Source organism: Peterkaempfera podocarpi (assembly GCF_042466665.1).
In the GTDB taxonomy this organism is placed as follows: Bacteria; Actinomycetota; Actinomycetes; order Streptomycetales; family Streptomycetaceae; genus Peterkaempfera; species Peterkaempfera podocarpi.
Map to the genome: position 1 here is coordinate 143143 of NZ_CP162102.1, position 16805 is coordinate 159947.

Sequence of the window (16805 nt, forward strand, 5' to 3'; positions counted from 1 at the left end):
CGTTGCCGACGCCGTCGACGGCGCGGCACGTCAGTGGTGGTGGCTGTGTCGGCCGAGGGTCCGGACGGGGGTCGCACCGGGGCGGGTCCACTGCGGCACCGGACGGCTGGTCGGGCCCCACGTGGCGTTGCCGTCCGCGTCCGAGCGCCAGGACCAGCATGCGTTGCGCCCCTCGGGCCAGCCCTCGGGGTTGGCCTCCCAGGCCTCGCCGCGACCGTAGGGCGTCATGTCGAGCAGGCCCAGGGACCCGTTGACCCGCTCGTTGCCACGGCCCGTCGTGGAGTAGGTGAGGAACACGCGGTCGCCGTCGCGCAGGAAGCAGGTGAGGTAACCCATGTCCCCGCCGATCGGCGCGTCGACGTCGCGGACCGAGTACCAGGGCTGGGTGTAGCCCATGAACCCGACATAGGAGGCCACCTCGTCCCAACGCCCCGTGGTCAGGACCGCGAACGAGACACCGCGGGCGTTGAGGTAGACGGCATCCTGCAGATGCCAGGCCGTGGTGGTGCACCCCTCGCACTGCCCTTGGTGCGGCGCTCCGTCATGCCACATGTGCTTGTAGACCACGAGCTCCTCGCGCCCCTGGAACAGCTCCAGGAACGGGACCGGGCCCTTGGGGCCGACGACCTCGACCGTCCCGTCGAACTCCACCATCGGCAGCCGTCGGCGCGCCGCAGCCAGGGCGTCGCCCTCGTGGGTGTGGGCCTTCTCCCGCACCAGAAGCTCCTCACGGGCGGCCTGCCAGGTGGCCAGGTCGACCACCGGCGGGCGGCCGGGCAGCAGAGGGGTCGGGTCTTCCGGCGTGGTCGTCATGTTGTCCTCCATCGTGTCTCGGGCCGGGCAGCGTCGTACGACGTCCAACGACGCTCACCAGATCAGACTCACCATCCAGCCGAAACTCATCGCCCCGCAGGACGCCCCCAACAATGCCCGCACGGACCACGTCGGGCTGACGCCGGTACTTGCACCGACCCGCTCTTGTAGGACCCCCAACCCGACGCTCCCGCCCCCGGGCACGGGCAGATCGACGACGACTGTGGAAGTCCTGCCCAGAGCGTGATCCACACCCCGGCCGCCCATCCCCGCGGCTCGGCGGCCACCAGACCCCCATCAGAGGCCATCACCTCTCCCCGACCCTGCCCGGGTAGATCTCCCCATCCGGCGCCCTTGTGACCCGCCGGCCCGGCGCCGGGACGCCCGACGACACCAGACACTGAGGCGCCGGCACCCAGGCCGGCAACTGACCGTCCAATGTCCCACTATTCAGGACGATCTGGCTCGCATATTGGACACACGGCTAGGGTCGCACCATGAGTGAACTCGCAGACGTCCCGCCGTTCGCGCGGGTTGAAGAACTGGACGCCCTGCCTGGGCGCGTGGTTCTGGCAGACATGAGGTGGTACCTGAACGGCCGGTCCGGACGGGCTGCCTACGAAGGGGGACACCTGCCGGGCGCGGTGTTCGTGGACCTCGACCGCTGGCTGACGGGACCCGCCACGCCGGCGGGCGGCCGGAACCCCTTGCCTGCACCGGAGGTGTTCGCCGAGGGCATGCGGGCGCTGGGGATCAACGACAGCGACATCGTCGTGGCCTACGACGACCAGGGCGGAGTCATCGCAGCCCGGCTGGTGTGGATGATCCGGACCACCGGCCGTCGCGCAGCGATCCTCGACGGTGGGCTCGCCGCCTACCTCACGGCGCACCCGGGCTCCCTGACAGTGGAGGAACCGGTGTTCGCCGATGGTGACTTCTCGGTACGCCCCTGGCCGGCGGGGGTCCTGGCGGAAGCCGACGAGGCAGTGGGACCGGGCGTCCTTACGGTCGACGCCCGGAACCGGGACCGCTTCGTCGGCGAGCAGGACCCGGTCGACCCGCGTCCGGGCCACGTCCCCGGTGCGGTGAACGTCCCGTGCCGGGAGAACCTGGACGGCCGTGGGCGCCTCCTGCCCGTGGAGACGATCCGGGAGAACTTCGCCGCCGCGGGAGTGGACCAGAGCGCCGCGTCGAAGGTCGTCTCCTACTGCGGCTCAGGAGTGACGGCCTGCCACAACCTCCTGACCCTGGAATACACAGGTCTCGGTCAGGGCCGCCTCTTCGTCGGCGGCTGGTCGGCCTACAGCCGCGACGAGTCCCGTCCGGTAGAGACCGGTCCCGCTCGCTAGAAGCGCCCCACGTGGTCGAAGCTCGACCACGTGGGACCTGCGAGCAGCCCCGGCCGATTTCGCGAAGCCTCAGCAGGCCCGCACGACGCGTGCCGGATGCCGCCCGCCCGTCACAACGACGGCACGGCATCCAACGATGCGGCCGCCGACGGCGACTTCTGCGGCTCCGCGGGCCGTGGGCAGCGGTCCTGCCGGCCCACCGCCGCGACGGACACCCACCCTCGTCGTCCGCGTTGTGCGCAGCGGCGGAGATCCCTGCCGAGGAGTCGCTTGCACCTGCCCGGCGGCCCGCAGCCCTCACCTGCCCCGGGTGCTGCAGTGAAGAAAGGCCGTGTGAACGTCGCTCGGGCCTGCTACCGTTCTGACATGAAGCGCGCTGCTATGACGACGACGCCGGAGAGTGTCCCGGCGCGCTGACAGATGTCTTTGTCCGAAGCCCCGGGGCGAGTGCCCCGGGGCTTCGCCTTGCGGTCACTCGCCCCGTAGTCCGCGAGGAGACCGCCATGCACGACCACCGCAAGCTCGGCCGTGAACTGGGCCTGTTCGACACCGACCCGCTGATCGGCGCTGGACTGCCGTACTGGCTGCCCGACGGCGCGACCGTACGGCACACCCTGGAGGAGTACATCCGCGCCGTGGAGCGGCGGGCAGGGTATCGGCATGTGTACTCCCCGGTGCTCGGCAAGAGGGAGCTGTACGAGATCTCCGGACACTGGGCGCACTACAGCGACGACATGTTCCCCGCGATGGACCTCGGTAGCGAGCAGGTCGTCCTGCGGCCGAGCCTCTGTCCCCACCACGCGGTGATCTACCGCTCCCGCTCGCACAGCTACCGCGAACTCCCCCTGCGCATGGCCGAGCTCGGCGGTATGTACCGCTCAGAACTCTCCGGCGTGCTCGGCGGACTGACCCGGGTCCGGGGCATCCAGCTCAACGATGCCCACATCTTCTGCACCCTGGACCAGGTCGCCGAGGAGGCGCAGGCAGCGCTGGAGCTGATCCGCCAGGCGTACGAGGCGCTCGGTATCACCCCGTCGCGCTATCGGCTCTCCCTCCCCGGCCCCGGCGGCAAGTACGTCGCCGCCCCCGAGAAGTGGCAGCGTTCCACCGCCCTGCTGACCGACGTTCTCGACCGCTCCGGCCTTCCTTACGAGGCAGCCGAGGGAGAAGCCGCGTTCTACGGACCCAAGATCGACGTCCAGGTCACCGACGGCGCAGGCCGGGAGTCCACCCTGTCCACCGTCCAGGTCGACTTTCACCAGCCCGAGCAGTTCGACCTGCACTACATCGGCGCGAACGGCTCCAAGCACCGACCGGTCATGATCCACCGCAGCATCATCGGCAGCGTTGAACGAGCCGTCGCCCACCTCATCGAACAGCACGGAGGCGCGTTCCCCGCATGGCTCGCCCCCACCCAGCTGGTCATCCTCCCGATCACCGACGCCGAACTGCCGAACGCCGAGGCGCTCGCCCGGCAATGCACCGACCTCGGCCTGCGTGCCGAGATCGCCGGGCCGGAACGCGGCAGTCTCGGCGCCCGTATCCGAGAGGCGCGTCTGGTTCCCTACCAAGCCGTCATCGGCGCCAAGGAGGCCGCTGACGACCACGTCGCCATGCGTTTGCGTGACGGACGTCGTCTTGACCCCCAGCCGGTCAGCAACGTCCTCTCCGACATCGCTGCTCTCATCGCTGCCCACAGCACCAACCTGTGGAACGACGCCGCCTCATAGCAGGTACTGCGCTCAGCTGTCGGCCGGGGCGAGGAGGCCGGCGCCTCGGCCAGCGGGCGGGCGGGCGGCACAGGGGCTTTCGCAGCCCCCGGCCTTCTGCCACCGAATCAACGCCGCCAGCAGTTGCCCGCCCGCAGCTTGCCTTCTCACCCACCCGAACACCCGAATACGCCATCCGACGCGGCCCATCAGCACCGACTCAGGAGATCGTATGACGAGCTCTTCAGGCTCCCGCATCTGGTCCAGCAATGAGGCACGGCCATCGCCACGTCCGGGAGGCTTTCGCCGATGCGTGAGTAGGACCTCGGCCGAGTGATCGTTTGCTCAGTCGGATTCGAAGCGCGCCGGGTGTCTGCGCCGGAGCAGGTTCCGGCCCTCGATGGCATCGAGGGCCTTCCGGAGCGGGATGCGACTGAGCGATCCGAAGGGCGGGGACCGAAGCCTGTCTGCGTCGGGCACGCGGGGTCTGTCGGAGCGTCGGATTCCGTGCTGTCCTGACCTCGGGGAAGGCGCCACCGGGGCGGGTGCCGTCCCCGGACTGGGGAGGGGACCGTGGTGGTACCGGCGAGGCGGGGCAGGACGGGGAGCTCCGGGGTGGTCCCGGGGCGCAGGACCGCACGGCTGCTGACACCGTTGGAACGCCGTGGCTGGCGGGTGCTCCACGACCGGGCGGTCCCAGGGAGCAGTATCGGCCTGGATCACCTGGTAGTCGGCCCGGCAGGGGTGTGCGCCATCAACTCCAAAGCCTGGATTCCGGGCCGGGATCGCCTGGAACTGCGGGGCGGGACGCTGTGGTTCGGGCGCGACTCGCAGGCCCGGCTCCTGGAGGCGGTGGCGTGGCAGGCCGACGTGGTGGCCGTGGCGCTGGGCGTGCCGGTGCGGGCGGTGGTAGCGGTGCACGGCACGAAGGTGCCGGGCGGGGTTGTGCAGCTGGACGAGGTGACCGTGCTGCCGGTGAGCATGCTCCGCCGGCACCTGCGCGGACTGCTGCCGTTGCAGGCAATGGACGACTACCGGGTCCAACGGCTGGCCGAGCGTGCAGAGCAGGTGCTCCCACCGCGCTGAAGGACCCCAGGGATCGGAGGACGATCAGGACCACGAGGAGCGGGCACGTCGCCCCTCCCCCGGCCCCCTGTCCGCGCGGGACGTAAACCATGGAGAACCCTCCGGCCGGATGACCTGCCCACCGTCCGGGAGGCACGCGCCGGGCTGTCCGCAGCCCTGCACCTGCTCGACCCCGGACGGCGGGTCACCGAGGTCGAACGCCCTGCGGGGCCCGATGACATGCGGTTGCGAGGCCAGCGACTGCCACGGCATGCGGGGGCACACGCGCACCGCACCACCGACGGGCGGCGTCCCGGGCGTGCCGCGCGGGTGGACTGCGGCGCGAGGGGGCACGCTGACGTGGTGACCCGAATCGTGCTGGTGACCTGCGGCCCGCGGCTGGACGGCACCGCGCCACGGCACACCGCCGCGCCCAGGGCGAGCGTCGTGGTGTCCCTGGTCGCACGAGCCACGGCGAGGGCCGCCGAAGCGTACGGCGCGCCCGAGCGACTGGTGCTCCCGGTCCCTGCTCCGCAGTCCGACCGTCAACCGGCCCACCGAGCACGGCGGAGCCGCCGATGCACCGGCCGCGACGGTCCATGGGCAGCTCCGCTCCCGCCGCCTCGATCCGGTGGGCGCCATCCGGTGGGCGCCGAGCGCCGTCGCTGCCCCGCGGGACGGCGGGCCGCAGCGGTCCCCCGACCCGCGCACGCCCCTCCGCGCCTACGCTGGACGCGGAGGAGGTGGCAGCGCACCGTGGATGTCGACCTGCGCAAACTGCGCTACTTCGTGGCCGTGGCCGAGGAGGTGCACTTCGGTCGGGCGGCTGGAGCCGCATAGGCGGTCAGGGTGCGGCGGCGCGGGCAGTGCGCGGCGACTGTGTAGAGGGCGAACAGCACCGCCACGTCCGCGGGCATGCCACGGGTGGTGAGCCACTGGACGAAGGACGCCCGGCCGCTGCTGGCCGCGGCACGGGCGCTGCACCACAGGGTGCGGCAGGCCGCCCGCGGCACCGCCGTACTCACCGTGGGCTTCATGCCCGGGATCACGGTGACCGCGGCGGTCAGGGCGCTCAGTGCACGCCATCCGCAGCTGCGGGTCGAGGTGGTCCGCACCTCCTGGGACGACCAGGTCGAGGGCGTCCACGAGGGCCTGCTGGACGTCAGCTATGTACGCCTGCCGGTCGACCACCGGGGCCTGCGCCTGCGCCCGCTCTTCAGCGAACCGCGGGTCGCCGTGCTGCCGGCCGACCACCGGCTGGCCGGAAAGTCCGCGATCGCTGTCGCGGACCTGGCGGGCGAGCGTCTGCTGCAGGACCCCGACGCCGTTCCCGAATGGCGTGACCTGGCCGACCGCGCCGAGGAGGACGGCTCCGCGCCTCGGCCGGCGTTCCGCAGCGTGGAGGAGAAGCTGGAGCATGTCGCGGCCGGCCGCGGCGTCCTCGTGCTGCCGCTGTCGACGGCGGTCTACTACGGCCACGCCGATGTCACCCACGTCCCCGTCGACGACATCGGCCCCAACGACGTCTGCCTCGCCTGGAGCGCCGACCGGGCCTCGCCGCTGCTCGAGGAGTTCGCGGACCTGGCGGCCATGCACGCGTAGGTCCCCACCTGCGGTGATACCCACAGGGCACTACAGACGACGGAAGAGGTCTTGGACCGGCTGAGGGGTTCCGCGCCATCGTGGTGGAGCAGCCACAAGGCACAGCTCCGCACCCGGAAAGGGCCCACGTCATCATGCAGGTCTTCCTCACAGGCGGCTCCGGCTACATCGGCCGCTCGACGATCCCCGCGCTGGTCCGACGCGGCCACGCCGTCAGTGCGCTCGCCCGCAGTGACCGTGCGGCACACACCGTGGCGAGCCTGGGCGCCACGCCGGTGCACGGCAGCCTCACCGACACCGAGGTGCTCCGCGAGGCGGCGCGACAGGCCGACGCCGTGATCCATCTCGGTTCCGACATCGAGGGCGACGCCGCCGGGGTGGACCGCACCGCGGCCGCCGCGCTGCAGGACGGCGCCGGCAGTCGCCCCTATGTGCACACGGGCGGCGTCTGGGTCTACGGCGACACCAAGGGGACGGTGGACGAGGACGCGCCGCTGGACCCGCCGGCCATCACCGCCTGGCGGCCGGCCAACGAGCGGGCGGTGCTCGCGCACGCGGACCGGGGCGGACACCCGGTGGTGCTGATGCCCGGTCTCGTCTACGGCCGGTCGGGCGGGCTCGCGGAGGCCTTCTTCGTGGAGCCCGCCCGTACCGCGGGCGCGGTGCCGTGCATCGGCGACGGCGCCAACCACTGGGCCCTGATCCATGTCGACGACCTCGCCGAGCTCTGTGCCGCGGCGCTGAACGCCCCGGCGGGCTCGATCTACGCCGGGGTCAGCGACCAGAACCCGACGCTGGCAGAGATCACCCTCGCCCTGAGCCAGGCGGCAGGATGCCCCGGCCGGATCGAGACGCTGACCCTGGACGAGGCCCGCACCCGGATGGGCCCCATCGCGGAGGCGTTTGCGCTGGACCAGCAGTTCACCGGTGCCCGGGCACGGCGTGAGCTCGGTTGGACGCCGACCCGGCTGGACGCCCTGGCGGAGCTGGCGAGGCCCTCCTCGGGTGCCGCCTCCCGCTGACGGACGCGCGATCCCCCGGCCGAGGCCCGGCCGAGGCGACGCGGGGGTGCCCCGGTGGGCGCGGGCACCCTCCCTCGCCGGTTCTGAAGGCCGGCGGCGCTGTCGGTGCATCCGGCTGTGCATCCGGTGAGCCTGAGGGTGCCGGCCGCCGGGTTCCCCAGGTGGCCGTGGTGCAGGGTGCGGTTCCGGTTCTCACCCGGGAGGATCATCCGGGGCTGCCGGGAGCGGCCTGCTGGTGTGAGGTGCCGACCAACCCGGTGCGCAGTGCGGCGGCGCCGGCTTCCGAGAGCCAGTCCGTCAGGGTGCGCAGTCCGGGGTGGATGACCCGCAGTGCCTCGGTGTCGGCGTGCCAGCGCTGGCCGGAGATCCACCGCTGCCGGACCTCGGCGATCTCCGGGTTGAGCGCGGCGGCCTCGTCGTGGGTGAGCTGCTCGTAGCGCACCGCGATTCCGGTGGCGGCGCTGATCGCCGCGACGGCCTCGGCCGGGGTCGGGTCGTCGCCGGCCAGCTCCAGAGTCCGTCCGGCGAACCGGTCCGGTTGCTCGAAGGCCAGGGCGGCGAACTCGGCGATGTCCTCGACGGCGATGATCTGGACAGGCTCGTCCGGCGGGAAGAGGTGCCGGTGGACGCCGTCGACGAACCCGTCGAGGCCGATGCCGGACGCCCCGAGGTAGTTGGTCATGAACCGCACCGGGCGCAGTACGGTCACCAGCGGGATCTGTCCGCGCAGGTACTGCTCGATGCGCCGCTTTCCCGGGGCCGCGAACGCGTCCCCGGAGGTCGAGGCGACGCCGGTGAACACCACATGGCGGACCCCCGCGGCTGCTGCGGCGTCGGCCAGGGCCCGGCCGCGGGTGAACTCCAGTTCCGGATTGCTGCCGGCCGGACCGTAGGCAACCGGCGGCACGGCGAACAGGGCGGTGGTGCCCTCCAGAGCCGGCAGCAGGCTTGACGGGTCGTCGAGGTCTGCAAGGGCCAGCTCGGCTCCTGCGTCCGCGAGTGCCGTGGCGGCGGGTGCGGTCCTGTCCCGTACCAGCGCGCGTACCGGTCGGCCGGCGGCCAGCAGGCGACGTGCCGTCGCGCCGCCCTGCCTTCCGGTGGCGCCGGTCACGGCGACGGGGCCGTCGGCGGGGTGCCGGGCCGGGCCGGTGAGGGATCGGGTGGGTTCGGCGGCCATGTCGTCCTCCTTTTCCCCGGGGGTCGATTGCCACGGACAGGGTGGTGAACCCGGGGATATCTGGGATACTTCAACCCGGTTGGGCGGATGCTCAAGGGGTTTCGTGACATGACTGCAGCCATCAGCGGCGGCGACCGGGCCGACGCCCGCCGTAACCGGGCCAAGGTGCTGACAGCCGCCGGCGAGGCACTGGCCGAGCACGGACTCGATGTCCCGCTCGGCGAGATCGCACGCCGGGCGGGTGTCGGCGCCGGCACTGTGTACCGGCACTTTCCAAGCAAACAGGCGCTCCTCGAGGCGGTGTTCGCCCAGCACCTGAACGACCTGGTCGCCTCCGGCGAGCGGCGGATGGCCCAGCTCGCCCCGACCGAGGCGTTTTTCGGGTTCCTGCTGGACGTCGTCAGGAAGTCCCACAGGCGTGGGCACCTGTGCGATGTCGTGGCCGCGGACGCGAGCTGGCCGCGGCCCATGCTCACGGCGTCCGTACTGCGGTTCCGCCAGGTCCTGACCGCACTGCTCCAAGCTGCGCAGCGGGCCGGCGGTGTCCGCGACGGCATCGACCCCGACGATGTCGTCTCACTCACCGTCGGGTGTGCCTCGATGCTCGCTGCCCGCCGCAATCAGGCGGCCGGATTCCGACTCGTCCAGCTGAGCCTGGACTCTCTGCGGCCTGCCGCTACCGTCACGGAACGACAGATCTTTCGTGACGGCCACGGTGCCCACCGGGAAGGCGTCGCGCGCTGTGAGGAGTGCGGGGCAGCACTCACGGTCCAGCCCACCGGTCGCCCGGTGCGCTACTGCGGCGCGACCTGCCGGCAGCGGGCCCACCGTCGGCGCCTCGTGGGCTGAACGGCCCCGGGCTCGTGGTCTTCTCGCAGGCCCGGTCGACAGCCGTGCCGGGTACTGTTCCGGCGATCACTGAACCGGCAGCCGGGCGGGGTGAAACCCGGGGTGCTCGGCGTAGGGCTGGGCCAGGCCGAGGAGATCGGGGCAGGGCCAGCCCTCTCCGTCGTACTGGCAGTCGTTAGTCGGGCAGCGGCCGATGGTCCGGGTGGCCTTGGCAGCAAGGCCGCGTCCGTGTGGCCGGGGGCGGCGGATGCCGGCGCACCGGGCTGAAGGGGTCGGCTCACTGCCGGTCCGCGTCACCCCAACTGGGCCAGGTGGAGGTGGACCGACGCGGTGGTACGTGCGGTGGCGCCGGTGGCGAGCAGGTCCAGCAGCGCTCCCCGCAGGACGGCCAGCACCAGGGTGCGCTGGGCGAGTGCCGCCTCGGTCTCACGAAATGCGGCGGGCTGGGCAGCGGCGAGCAGGGCGAGCCAGTCGTCGACCGTGTCGCGGGCGAAGGCGGCCCACGGTCCGTCCGGGTCGGTCAGGGAGCGGGCGTAGCTCTCGACCCACAGTTTCAGCAGTCCGCGGTGGGTGTCGTCGCAGAGCCATTGCCACAGTTCCCGTGCGACCGTCCGCAGGCTGTCGGATTCCTTCTGGGAGTCGGCGATCTGCTGGATGTGTGCGAGTTCATCGGCTCTGGCACGGGCGAGCAAGGCGCGGATGAGGCCGTCCCTGCTGCCGAAGAGGTAGAGGAGCACGCGGGGGCTGGAGCGGATCTCCTCGGCGAGGGGGCGCAGGGACAGGTCGACCAGGCCGCTGCGCAGCGCGTGGGCGTAGGCCGCCTCCAGGAGTTCCTGGCGGCGCGGGGACGGGGCTGGTTCGGGTGGCGTCACCGGGCTATTCTCCTACTGAAACAGTCGTTTCAGTAGAGGGCGGGTGAGGACCTGATGGTCGAACGTGAGGTGGGCCTGCGCCCGTTGGACCAGCCCGGCGATCTGGGCTGGGTGGTGGGGGCGCACGGTGAGTTCTACGACCGGGAGTTCGGCTGGGACAGCAGCTTTGAAGCGCTCGTCGCCCGGATCGTCGCCGACTACGCCACCGGGAGGGAGCCCGGTCCGCAGGCGGCCTGGATCGCGGAGGTCGACGGGGTCCGGGCCGGCTGCGTCTTCTGCGTACGCGAAGACAACCGCACCGCGAAGCTGCGCCTGCTCCTCGTCGATCCGGCGGCGCGCGGCCTGGGCCTGGGAGCCCGCCTGGTCGAGCAGTGCCTGCAGTTCGCACGGGCAGCCGGGTACCAGGCGATCACCCTGTGGACCAACGACGTGCTCGGCGCAGCCCGGCGCATCTACCAGGCACACGGCTTCGAGCTCGTCGCCGAGGAGCCCCACCACAGCTTCGGCCACCACCTCATCGGCCAGACCTGGCAGCGCCCCCTGTAGCGCACACCCCCGTAGCCGCCGCGGCGGAGGGGCCGGACCCCGTCCAGCGCGCCGGTCCATCCACGCCAACTGGCCAGAGCGGACACACTGCGCCGCGGCCGCCTGCACACGGTACGCAGTAGCTCCGGCCGGCCCGCGCACCCCCGCCGACGGCGGATCACCCTGGGTCGAGGTCGGCGGCATCGAGGCTTGCGGCAGCGCGGCCGGCGGTTGGGAGGCGGCCGCGAGGACCTGCGGCCACGCGGGGATCGGCATGTCTTGGCTTGGCTTGATTCGCCTGACACGGCATCACTTGGAGATCGCCCGCCCGGATGCGGCGCGGTCGCGACAGCCGCCGCGCCCGATGCGACAGGCCGCCATCACGGTGGGAGGCGGCACGTTCCGCAGGGCGCGGCTACGGCCTCGGTGTCCAGCGGGTCGGTCCGGTCAGTTCCCGGAGCGCGTGGCCGAGGTGGATCCGGCAGGCCTCCTCCAGGTCCTTCGCGGGCACCACATCGCTGTGGTGCTCACGCGAGCCGGCCTCGATGCATCCGAGCGAAACGATCGCCAGGGGCGCTGATCTCCTTGTCGACCAAGATCTCTCCGGCTCACCGGCCAGAGGGCTCCTCTCTCCCGTAGCGCCGTAGCGCCGTAGCGCCGTAGCGCCGTAGCGCCGTAGCGCCGTAGCGCCGTAGCGCCGTAGCGCCGTAGCGCCGTAGCGCCGGCCCGTACCGCGCAACAGCACCGCGGTGTCTCGCGGCGCCCGGGGCGACGATCAGGCTGTGGCACTCCGGAGCGAAGCGGGTGCGTCTGGTGATTACTCGCTGATGGGGGCGACCACAGCCCGGGGGTTGGGCATCGCACCCCGAGATGGTTTATTGTTCAACCAGTGGCGGGCGCACAGCTTGAACCCCGCCCCTGCAACGTCCTTTCGCATAGGAACGAGTGTGTTCCGCGGGGCCGTTGCGCCGCTCCGGCGGTTTCGAAGTCGTCGAACACCCCCTGTTGGAGGGACCTGCTGTGACCAGCCCTGTCAAGCTCGCCGTCGTCTACTACTCCTCGACCGGCACCATTACCGAGATCGCCAAGGAGATCGCCGAGACCGCGGAGAAGGCCGGTGCGGAGGTCCGCCTGGTCAAGGCCGCGGAGCTGGCCCCGCAGTCGGCGATCGAGTCCAACGCCGCATGGGCGGCCAACCACGCCGCGACCGCCGACATCCCGGTGGCCACCCCCGCCGACGTCGAGTGGGCCGACGCGGTGATCTTCGGGACCCCGACCCGCTTCGGCAACGTCTCCTCGCAGCTGAAGCAGTTCATCGACACCCTCGGCGGCCTGTGGGCCCAGGGCAAGCTGGCCGACAAGGCCTACAGCGGCTTTGTCTCCACCGCCACCACCCACGGCGGCCAGGAGTCCACCCTGCTGGCGCTGTACAACTCCATCCACCACTTCGGCGGCATCATCGTCACCCCCGGTTACACCGACCCCGCCAAGTTCATCGACGGCAACCCCTACGGCACCTCCCACGTGGACGCCCAGGGCAACAACCCGGTCGGCGACGCCACCCGCACCGCCGCCCGCATCCAGGCCGAGCGCGTCGTCAAGCTCGCCGCCGCACTCAAGGCCGGCTACGCCGCCTGAGCCCGGCCCACCCCCCGAACGACGGCGCACCCGCGGTGCTCACAGGCCCAGGCCTGCGGGTACGCCGTCACCCAAGCCGTCACCCAAGCCTTCACCCGCGTCGGCGCGGAAGCATCGGACGCCGACAGCGAGACGGCTCTCCCTGCGGGCGAGACGAGAGCACATGGCCGTACGGCCGGCATCACGCAGGCCCAGGGCGATGGGCGAGGCAAGCCGCCTGAAGAGGCAGTCGACGGCGGCACCACCGAGGAGCCTGTCCCGTCGTGCTCATCTTGCCGGACAGTGCACCTCCGGCCGACGATCGTCAGCGCCCCGAACCGGATGTGATGGCCCATCACAACGGCGACAGGGCCTCCTGAAACTCGAGTGGGTCAAACCCTACGAGCTGTTCAGGAGGCCCTGCCTCATACCGTGACGGCTGGAACCTTCGGGCCGGGCGGCATCGTCGAACCGCGAGGCCCGGCGGCGTCGGCCGTCGGGGGGACGGTCAGCGGGTCAGATCACTGGACGGTGACCTGGACGCTGCCCGTGACGCCGCCGGAGGTCACCGTGACGGTGGCCGTGCCGGGACGGTGTGCGGTCAGGGCTCCGGTGGAGGCGTCCACCGAGGCGACCTTGGTGTTGCTCGAGGTCCAGACGTGGGACGCGGGGTCCGCGATCGGGATGGTGAGCGGTGCGATGTTGTCGCCGGCGATCTGGGTGCCGGTCGCGGTCAGGGTGACGTGGTCGCCGCGGGTGATCGGGTCCTTGGGGCTCGTCACCGTGATGGAGGCGAGGGCGGGCTCCACGCTGTACTGCAGGTCACCGTCGTCGCCGATCCGGATCAGACCGAAGTGGTAGATGCCACCCTGGTCGGCCGGGGCGTAGGCCGGCATGCCGAGGTCGGCGAAGGTGAACTGCGGGATGCCGCCCTCGGCGGTGGTCACGCTCTGCCCCTCGGGGTTGAGGATCTGCTCGGCGAAACCGCGGGCGTGACCGTACATCATGATCACGTGCTGCTTGGGGTGCGTCTCCTGGTAGCGCTGCACCAGCCGCAGGTACATCTGCGCCTCCCAGCGGTCCGTGAACTGGCTGTTCGCGGCCGGGTGCGGGTCGTACGCGGGCATGTGGGTGATGACCAGCACGGCCTTGGCGGTGGTGTCCGTCAGCTGCTGGACGAGCCAGGGGTACTGGGCACCCGACGGGTCCTGGAACGGGTCCGAGGACTGCAGGCTGCCGTGCGCGTTGTCGGTGACGATGAGCTGCGCCGCGCCCTGGGTGTACGCGTAGTGGGTGTCACCGAAGGTGGTGCTGTAGTTGCCGTTCTCAGCGTCGGCCCCCTGGGTGATCTCGTGGTTGCCGACGATGTCCCGCTCGGGGATGCCGAGGGCGTCCATCTTGCCCTTGGCGTACTGCAGGTCCGCCGGCTTGCCGTCGTCGGACATGTCGCCGAGGAACTGGGCGGCGTCCGGCCGGGCCTGCGGGGTGAGGGTGGGCAGCCGCTTGGCGATGGAGTCCATCACATTACTGCTGACCGACCCGGGGTCGGAGGCGAGCATGTGCGCGTCGTCGCCGGCGAGGAGGGTGCTGCCGTGCTTGGCGAAGTCGGCCGAGTCCTCCTCGAACGACAGCCACTGCGGGTTCTGCGGGATCGCGTGGTACTCGGGCACCGTGACCGGGCGCGGCGAGTACAGCGCCTCCAGGCCACCGACGTTGAGCGAGCCGCTGTAGGCGGTGCTCGGGCTGATCGCCAGGAAGTCGACGAAACTGATGGTCAGCGGGAACTGCATACCCGCCGGCAGCTGGGCGATGGCCAGGTGCCAGCCGTTCCAGGTGACATACGTCGGGTAGAGCGTGGTCGACGTGCCGTTGACGCCGATGTACTTCTCGGCGAGCTCGATGCCGTTGCCGTCACCCTTGATCCACACACCGATGCCGGTGGGAACCTGGCCGTTGTCGGTGTCGGTCTTCAGCGTGAGGTTCGGCGAGAGTACCAGCTGCTTGACGCCGGAACCGGCCGGCATCGAGTAGTCGAGCTTCAGCGAACCGGACTCGGTGGAGCCCGGCGGGACGACACCCGGGTCGGCGGTCAGCGTGGCCGGCTTGCCGGTGGTGTTGTTGCTGAGCCGCCAGACGCTCGGGTTGCTCATCGGGTCGATGACCTTGCTGACGCTGCCGACCGCGATCGACGTGGTAGCGGTGGTGCCTGCGACCTGCGCGCTCACCTCGGCGAGTCCGCCCTTGTCGGTGCTCGCGGTGAACAGGCCGTGCGCGTCGACGGTGCCCAGGTCGTCCGGGGTCACCTTCCACGTGGCCGCCTCAGCGGGGATCTGCACCGCTTCGCCGCCGGCGACGGTGCCGGACAGGGTGAGCTGCTGGGTGGCTCCGTTGTCCAGGTCGGCCTTGTCGGGCGAGACCGTGAGGGTCTGGAGCTTGCTGACGACCTGGAGCTTCTCGGAGGTGACGGCCCCGCCGTCGGAGGCGATGATCCGTCCCGTGCCCGTGCGGCTCGGGGTGAGCCTGCCGTCCTTGTACGTGGCGAGGTTCGAGGGCTCGATCCGGACCTGGACCTCGCCGGCTGCCGGGTTGGCGAACCGGTCGACAGCCTGCACCGGGAGCGGGATCGAGCCGCCGGCGACGGTGGTGACCGTCTCGCCGTCGTTCACCACGACCTTGACGGCCGGTCCGGCCTCCTTGGCGGTGGAGTAGAAGAAGATGCCGTTGGCGACCGGGCGCTCGGTGTTGCCGGGCAGGTCGGACGGCGTGTTGACGACCTCGGCCTGGTCGGCGCCGGGAGCGCGGCTGACCATGCCGGTGGATCCGCCGCCGTCGAAGAGCATGGCGGTCCAGGCGCCGTGCGCGATCATGTAGCCCGCGACCTGGTCGGCGGTCACGCCGAAGGCCGTGGAGGCGCCGCCGTGGCCGTCGACGGCCACGACAACGGCGTGCTTGCCGTCCTTGGTGATGCCGACGGCGGTCTCGGGGTTCGCGCCGCTCGGCGGGGTGCCGGTGGGGTCCGCGTAGACCTTGCCGTCCTTGACCAGCGTGTCGACACCGCTGATCAGCTGGCTGACATCGTTGTCCGGAGCGAGCTGGGCGGTGACGCCCACCGTGTCACCGGTGTGCAGGTTGTCCGTGAGCCACTGCCCGCCGTCGCCGGCGCCGAGCAGCCCGAGCTGGTCGGCCGCAAGGCGGGGCACGGTGGTGACGCCGGTCTGCACGCTGTCGACGACGAAGCCGCCGGCGGCGGTGTGGCCGACCACCAGGGTGGAGGGCTTGGACAGGCCCGGGGTCTCGCCGAGGTCGGGAGTGACCTCGGTGATGCCGCCGGACGCCACGTCGTTCACGGTGTTCACCGAGGTGAGCGCGCGGGTCGCAGAGCCGGCGGTGATCGTCCCGGAGAAGGTCTCCGGCCCCATCACCATGGTGCCGTCGGGCTTGACACCCAGTTGGGAGGCGAAGCCCGGCTTGGGGCTCTTCAGCAGGTGCCCGTTGGTCATGATGCCGCCGAGCGGGCGTCCGCTGGCGTGGATCTCGAAGTAGTCGCCGTTGACGCCGGCCACCGCGTGGGTGCGGTGGGCCATCGACGACGGTGTCTCGTCCGCCGGGTTGGTGAGGGTGTCGCCGGCCTGGACCATGCCGACCCGGAGGTTCGGGTCGCCGAGGTCGGCCGTGAGCACCTGGATGTGCTGGCGTCCGCCCACGGTGTCGTAGGTTTCGCTGTAGTGCTGCAGGCCGCGTGTGACGGTCTCGTCCGGGGTACGGGTGTAGTCCACCACCAGCGGCCAGTTGTCCGGTGTCCTGGGCAGCCAGTCGTGGCCCGCTGCCTGGGCGGCCGAAACGGTGTCCTGGGTGATTTCCGAGCCGGTGTCCCCGGTGTTGCCCCAGGCGGTGGCCGCTCCGCCGACCGCGCCGGTCAGAGCCAGGGCCAGTGCGGTTGCCACCGCGGTCCGGTGTGCGCCGGCTCTCGCAGTTCTTTTCCCGCGAAGTGTCATTGTGTGTCGTTCCTTATGAGTGGTGCACCGGTGGATCACCGGTGCGGGCCCTACTCGACACCTGTGCGGCAACGCGGAGATGACCGATTGCGTAACCCTGGGGATGCCGCACCTTTGCATTCGGTCGACGGGCTGCCTGAGGCTTGCGCCCGGTACGGGATCCGGAACGGAGCGTCACCCACGGGACTTGTCCGGGCGCGCGGGGGCGGG

At 71.3% G+C, this 16805-nt stretch carries 12 protein-coding genes and 1 pseudogene; 8 read left to right on the forward strand and 5 right to left on the reverse strand.

The genetic code is table 11. The features are described 5' to 3' along the window. Positions 1 to 30: 30 nt before the first annotated feature. Positions 31 to 813, reverse strand: coding sequence for a DUF899 domain-containing protein (locus AB0761_RS00650; RefSeq protein WP_377266844.1), 783 nt, complete (start codon positions 811 to 813; stop codon positions 31 to 33). Between the two features lie 497 nt (positions 814 to 1310). Between AB0761_RS00650 and AB0761_RS00655 the strand changes: the two genes are divergently transcribed. The 3 genes and pseudogenes from AB0761_RS00655 (at position 1311) to AB0761_RS00665 (ending at position 4957) form a co-directional block, all read left to right on the forward strand. Next, the gene (locus AB0761_RS00655) at positions 1311 to 2162 is read left to right on the forward strand and encodes a sulfurtransferase (RefSeq protein ID WP_377266845.1); all 852 of its coding nucleotides are present in this window, start codon (positions 1311 to 1313) and stop codon (positions 2160 to 2162) included. Positions 2163 to 2659: 497 nt separating this feature from the next. Next, positions 2660 to 3892: pseudogene (gene thrS, locus AB0761_RS00660) on the forward strand (threonine--tRNA ligase); the annotation flags it as partial. 594 nt (positions 3893 to 4486) lie between these two features. Further along, positions 4487 to 4957: a nuclease-related domain-containing protein gene (locus tag AB0761_RS00665; protein WP_377266846.1), complete on the forward strand. Its 471-nt coding sequence runs from the start codon at positions 4487 to 4489 to the stop codon at positions 4955 to 4957. 761 nt (positions 4958 to 5718) lie between these two features. On the opposite strand, the gene AB0761_RS00670 is transcribed toward AB0761_RS00665, so the two are convergent. Next, positions 5719 to 5853 (reverse strand): hypothetical protein, encoded by a 135-nt coding sequence (locus tag AB0761_RS00670; RefSeq protein ID WP_377266847.1) that lies wholly within the window; start codon positions 5851 to 5853, stop codon positions 5719 to 5721. 10 nt (positions 5854 to 5863) lie between these two features. Between AB0761_RS00670 and AB0761_RS00675 the strand changes: the two genes are divergently transcribed. Together AB0761_RS00675 and AB0761_RS00680 are read left to right on the forward strand one after the other, a co-directional pair. Continuing rightward, on the forward strand, positions 5864 to 6538 hold the full coding sequence (locus tag AB0761_RS00675) for a LysR family substrate-binding domain-containing protein (RefSeq protein WP_377266848.1): 675 nt from the start codon (positions 5864 to 5866) through the stop codon (positions 6536 to 6538). Positions 6539 to 6672: 134 nt separating this feature from the next. After that, the gene (locus tag AB0761_RS00680) at positions 6673 to 7560 is read left to right on the forward strand and encodes an NAD-dependent epimerase/dehydratase family protein (protein ID WP_377266849.1); all 888 of its coding nucleotides are present in this window, start codon (positions 6673 to 6675) and stop codon (positions 7558 to 7560) included. Positions 7561 to 7765: 205 nt separating this feature from the next. Here AB0761_RS00680 and AB0761_RS00685 read toward each other — a convergent pair whose 3' ends face one another. Beyond that, positions 7766 to 8737, reverse strand: coding sequence for an NmrA family NAD(P)-binding protein (locus AB0761_RS00685; protein ID WP_377266850.1), 972 nt, complete (start codon positions 8735 to 8737; stop codon positions 7766 to 7768). Positions 8738 to 8845: 108 nt separating this feature from the next. On the opposite strand from AB0761_RS00685, the gene AB0761_RS00690 reads away from it, so the two are divergent. After that, the gene (locus AB0761_RS00690) at positions 8846 to 9586 is read left to right on the forward strand and encodes a TetR/AcrR family transcriptional regulator (protein WP_377266851.1); all 741 of its coding nucleotides are present in this window, start codon (positions 8846 to 8848) and stop codon (positions 9584 to 9586) included. Positions 9587 to 9879: 293 nt separating this feature from the next. Here AB0761_RS00690 and AB0761_RS00695 read toward each other — a convergent pair whose 3' ends face one another. Beyond that, a complete protein-coding gene (locus tag AB0761_RS00695; RefSeq protein WP_377266852.1) occupies positions 9880 to 10458 on the reverse strand; it encodes a TetR/AcrR family transcriptional regulator in 579 nt (192 codons plus the stop codon). Between the two features lie 54 nt (positions 10459 to 10512). On the opposite strand from AB0761_RS00695, the gene AB0761_RS00700 reads away from it, so the two are divergent. Further along, the gene (locus tag AB0761_RS00700) at positions 10513 to 11004 is read left to right on the forward strand and encodes a GNAT family N-acetyltransferase (RefSeq protein WP_377266853.1); all 492 of its coding nucleotides are present in this window, start codon (positions 10513 to 10515) and stop codon (positions 11002 to 11004) included. 999 nt (positions 11005 to 12003) lie between these two features. Beyond that, on the forward strand, positions 12004 to 12621 hold the full coding sequence (gene wrbA / locus AB0761_RS00705; RefSeq protein WP_377266854.1) for an NAD(P)H:quinone oxidoreductase: 618 nt from the start codon (positions 12004 to 12006) through the stop codon (positions 12619 to 12621). Positions 12622 to 13121: 500 nt separating this feature from the next. Here the strand turns inward: wrbA and AB0761_RS00710 are convergent, their stop codons facing one another. Continuing rightward, positions 13122 to 16544, reverse strand: coding sequence for a phosphodiester glycosidase family protein (locus tag AB0761_RS00710; RefSeq protein WP_377266855.1), 3423 nt, complete (start codon positions 16542 to 16544; stop codon positions 13122 to 13124). Between the last annotated feature and the right edge of the window lie 261 nt (positions 16545 to 16805).